Raw genomic sequence first — 4308 nt, 5'->3', positions numbered from 1 at the left:
TATCGGGGGCGTCCCAGGCGTCGATCCACACCGGTCCTGAGGCCAGGGCGCGGAGGCTGTCGACAGTGACGAACCGCTGGGCGGAGCGGGTGACGGACAGGCTCACGGTGAGGTCGGGGTAGAAGATGCGCAGCCAGTTGAGCCAGTGGGGTACCAGGGCGGCGTTGACGGACCCGGTCACATGCAGGTGCATCCGTTTGGCCGAGAAGACGGGGGCTTGAGGCGGGGAAGGGCTCATCGAGGTAGGGGCTCCGGGGTCAGGCGGACCGGTGATCCGGTCACAGAGGGGTGGGGAAGGAGGTGAGGATCGGCTTCACACCCTCGGGGCCGGCCTCGGGGGTGGAGGTGGCGAGCATGAACTGGTAGGTGCCGGTGGGGGTGGTGGGGCGCAGTCGTCCGGCGATGACGTCGGCCAGCAGTTGGTATGCCGGGCTCTGGGCGACCCATTCGAAGGTGGCGCCATGGCCTGAAAGCGTCATCAGTTGTTGGGCGGCGTCGAAGAGGGCTTTGTAGCCGCGGTTGCCCGGGTTCCAAATCCCGGAGTGCCAGGTGGGGCGGTATCGGGTGGGCAGCTCGGCCCACGGGCCCCAGGTGTGCTCGTGCTGGTGCCGGTAGAGGATGTGGATGTTCTCGGTGCCCGGATTCGGGGCGAAGAACCCCCACTGCGGAATGGTCCAGCCGAAGGTGAAGCGGTTGAGCATCGAGATGTGCGCATCAGGTGTGTTCTGGAAGACGGTGATGCCCAGGTGGCCGATCAGCGCCCAGGTGACGCCGTGCTCGATGAGGCGGGAGGTTTTCATGTGGTCGTTCTTTCGCGCAGCAGGCGGGTGAAGTGCAGGGCGTGTTCGGGGTAGCCCAGGATGGATCGGTGTCCGCTGCCGGGAACGATGCTGAGGTCAGCGCGGAGCCGCTCGGCCAGCCGGGACTGCTGAATGACGTTGTCGGCCGCGGCGAACACGTGGCGGTCCACCGGCAGGTGGTCAAGATCGGTGAGGCCGTTGAGGGGCTCAGCGGTGTACTCGGTGGTGGCCGTGCGCAGCGTGGCGCTGTCGGAGATGAACAGCCGGTAGGCGTTCTGCACATCGGGGCGGTAGGCGACCTGGCGGGCCATCATGTCCGGTTCCCACCAGTTGAAGCCGATGGTTCCGGCCAGCCGGCGTTGCCGGATGACCTGCCGGAACTTCGCCGCCTTCGTCGCCGAGGAGCGGTCGGCTGCCAGCAGCTGGGGGTCGGTGCCGTCGATGACGGTGATCGACTGGACTCGGGCGCGCAGGTAAGCGGATTCGGTCACGGCGTTGCCCATCACCAGGGACCCGATGGAGTGCCCCACGTAGGCCACTGATTGCTCCGGGGCCAGGGTGCGCAACAGCAGCTCGAGCAGCTGACCCGGGCGTAGTGCACTGGTGGTCCGGCCGTACTGGCTGCGGTGGTAGCGCAGGATGCGGTAGTCCTCCTGGAGGAAGAACTCCACCCAGTCCCAGCCTTCCAGGGGCTCACCCAGCCCGTTCTCGCACACGATCACGGGCCCAGTGGAGGACGGATTGCCGGTGAGGAGATATTCCACGGACCCGCCCTGCCCGTCAGGCAGCAAGTGCGTGCCCTTGAGTCCTTGCCGGCGGGCCAGTTCCTCGCTGCGTTTGGCGCGCACGACCGTCGAGCTGGCCACGGCGGCGCAGGCGGTCAGTGCCGCGACCCGAGTCTCAATTCCCACGGGAGAGGCACCTCTTCTGGATCACATAGACAACGGAGTGGTGGGAGGCGGAGAAGCCCCAGAAGAACCGTGGCAGCCCCATGGTCAGGGCCACCCCGAGGTGGAAGAGCTTCACCAGGACCAGAGCCTGGTCGGCGCGCCGGGGCGTGAGGGCATACACCACGGGGAATGCACTCTCCCACCCGATGGTGGCCCAGGTCAGCAGCCGCATGAGATGGGGCTGCTTGAGCAGCTGTCGGGCGGCGAAGGACTGGCCGTAGGAGTTCGTTTGCAGCACCATGCCCAGAGCCTCCCCACTGAGCCAGGTGCTGGAGATGGCCTTGGCGGCCCCGGAGGCCAGGTAGGAGACGCACGTCTGCAGGTTCACCGCTCGTAGGAACACGTCGTCGGCGACATCACGGTCGGGGATCAAAGCCGTGGCCAGCCGGTAGCTGAGGATCACCGCCGCCATCTGATCCGCCCCGTCGCGCCCGTACGGGGTGCGGATCTCGGAGAGCTTGTTGGAGGCCACCATCAGGGCAGCACCGGCCACCTGGGCCGCACGGTCGTGACGCCGCCCCAGGATCAGCAGGCCGCCAGCGATGGTCGCGCAGTTGAGCACCTTGGCTTCGGTGGCCGAGTCCAGGAAGCGGCGGAACCGCTGAGGCAGCGCGCTGGGGCCGGGCTGGAGCCGTGAATGACCCCTGAGATACCCGCTGGGTTCGTGCTCCTGGGCGCTGCACAGGGATTCGAGGCCGCCCAGCACCTGTCCGACGGCGACAGGGAGCAATATCTTGCCGGCCAGTGTGCTCGACAGCAGAGCATGGTTCTCAGGGGTCATCCGCGGTGTTCTCGTTCGGTATCAGGGGAGGAAGGGTCAATGAGGTGTGGGGTGGTCCCGCCTCAGCAGACCAGGCACAGCGTGCTGCCCACCACCGCGTACTGGGCCGCGTAGAACGTGGCCGGAGTCGTCATGGAGGGAGTGTCGACGGCCTCCATGAAACCCGGGGTGGCATCGATCGCGGAGGAGTTGATGATGTCTTCAACGGTCATGGTGGAGTTCATGGCGCATTCCTTTATTCGATCCAGAAAATGAACAGCCGTGAGAGCGCGTCGAAAAGATCGGGGCGACGCCATCCCTACAAACAAGTGTTTGCTTTCGGCAATGTTAGATTTTTTGGTGCGCCGACTTTTGTCAACTGCAGTCTTTCTTTATCGGCTGAAGGCCCAAACCGTGGTGGACGATTGTCTAATCCGGCGAACTTTTGAGGCCTCCTCGGGGAGGAGTTCAGTTGCCGCTGGAGAATGAAACAGCAGTAATCCGAGGGAAGGAAACCCGTGTGACTAGTGGCCCGTCTTTGAAGTCGTTGAGCGGTTGGCTTTCTTGAGGATCTCGGTGCTGGTCTTGGTCCACACGAACGGGTGGCAGCGGTCGTTCCAGCCGGTGACGAAGGCGCGGATCCGCCGGTTGAGCTCGGGCACCGAGGCGACGTCGGCCCGGTGCAGGGCCTGGCGTTCGATAATGCCGAACCACACCTCCACGAGGTTCAGCCAGGACGCCGAGGTGGGAGTGAAGTGCACCTGGAACCGGGGGTTCTCGGCCAGCCAGGCCCTCACCTCAGGGGTCTTGTGCACGGCGTAGTTGTCCATCACCAGGTGCAGCTGCCCCTCCGGGTAGGCCCGAGCGACCTGCTTCAGGAAGGCCAGGAACTCCTGGCGCCGGTGCCGCGGCTTGCACGCTGCCGTGACGTGACCGGTGGCAATCTCCAGAGCGGCGAACAAGGTCGAGGTCCCGTGCCGGACGTAGTCGTGGGTCCGGGCCGCCGGCCGTCCGGGCTGCATCGGCAGAGAAGGCGCCGTGCGTTCAAGGGCCTGGATCTGGGACTTCTCGTCCACGCACTTCCACCACCGCGTTCTGAAGGCGGAGCCAGATACAGGCCCACGACATCGACGACCTTGGCGACCAGCTCGGGGTCGGTGGAGAACTTGAAGGTTCCCTCCCGCCACGGGGCGACCCCGTACTCCCGCCAGGCCTTGGCCACCGTGGTGTGGTCGATCCCCAGCCGGGCGCCCAGTAGCCGGGAGGACCAGTGCGTGACCCCCAGCTTCTTCGGCGGCGGTCGTAGCGTGGCGGCCACGATCGCCCGGTGGTCGATCCGCCGCGGCCGCCCCGACCGGTCGTGGTCGGCCAGCCCGGCGATGCCGGCCTGCTCATAGCGGGCCCGCCAGGCGATCACGGTGTTGCGGGTCGCACCCACCTTCTGCGCGATCTCGGTGTTCGAGATGCCCTCGGCGGCCAGCAGCACGATCCTTGCCCGCTGCGCCAGCCCAGCGCGCACCGAGGTGGAGCGCACGAGCCTCTGCAACGTCTCCCGATCGCCCTGGCGCAACAGCAGCGGGGCCGCAGAACGGTTTGCCATAACCCATGGTCCCACCCCGTCAACTGCTGAGGTATTTCGACCCCGCGGCACTAGTGGCCCGTGTTTGAAGCGATCTGGCGGTTGGCTTTCTTCAGGACCTCATCGGGGGTCTTGGTCCATACGAAGGGGTGGCAACGGTCGTTCCAGCCGGTGACGAAGGCCCGGATCTTGGCGTTGAGCTCGGGTACCGAGGCGACA

General features: G+C 66.2%; 4 protein-coding genes and 2 pseudogenes. All 6 read right to left on the bottom strand.

The window, feature by feature from the left end:
- Positions 1-181: pseudogene (locus M3185_RS16845) on the bottom strand (hypothetical protein); the annotation flags it as partial.
- Between the two features lie 97 nt (positions 182-278).
- On the bottom strand, positions 279-800 hold the full coding sequence (locus M3185_RS16840; RefSeq protein ID WP_251334825.1) for a hypothetical protein: 522 nt from the start codon (positions 798-800) through the stop codon (positions 279-281).
- Positions 797-1711 carry an alpha/beta hydrolase gene (locus M3185_RS16835; RefSeq protein WP_251334824.1) on the bottom strand — a complete coding sequence of 305 codons (915 nt, stop codon included), beginning with the start codon at positions 1709-1711 and terminating at the stop codon, positions 797-799. Before M3185_RS16835 ends, M3185_RS16840 begins: the two co-directional genes overlap by 4 nt.
- Positions 1701-2531 carry a hypothetical protein gene (locus tag M3185_RS16830; protein WP_251334823.1) on the bottom strand — a complete coding sequence of 277 codons (831 nt, stop codon included), beginning with the start codon at positions 2529-2531 and terminating at the stop codon, positions 1701-1703. The genes M3185_RS16835 and M3185_RS16830 overlap by 11 nt, the downstream gene beginning before the upstream one ends.
- A 62-nt stretch (positions 2532-2593) precedes the next feature.
- The gene (locus M3185_RS16825; protein WP_251334822.1) at positions 2594-2755 is read right to left on the bottom strand and encodes a cypemycin family RiPP; all 162 of its coding nucleotides are present in this window, start codon (positions 2753-2755) and stop codon (positions 2594-2596) included.
- Positions 2756-3034: 279 nt separating this feature from the next.
- Positions 3035-4110: pseudogene (locus tag M3185_RS16820) on the bottom strand (IS630 family transposase).
- Positions 4111-4308: the final 198 nt, after the last annotated feature.

Origin of the sequence: Kocuria rosea (assembly GCF_023715525.1) — a bacterium.
GTDB classification, from domain to species: domain Bacteria; phylum Actinomycetota; class Actinomycetes; order Actinomycetales; family Micrococcaceae; genus Kocuria; species Kocuria rosea_A.
The sequence above is the reverse complement of the archived record's forward strand: the minus strand, read 5'-3'. Positions and strand labels throughout refer to the sequence as shown.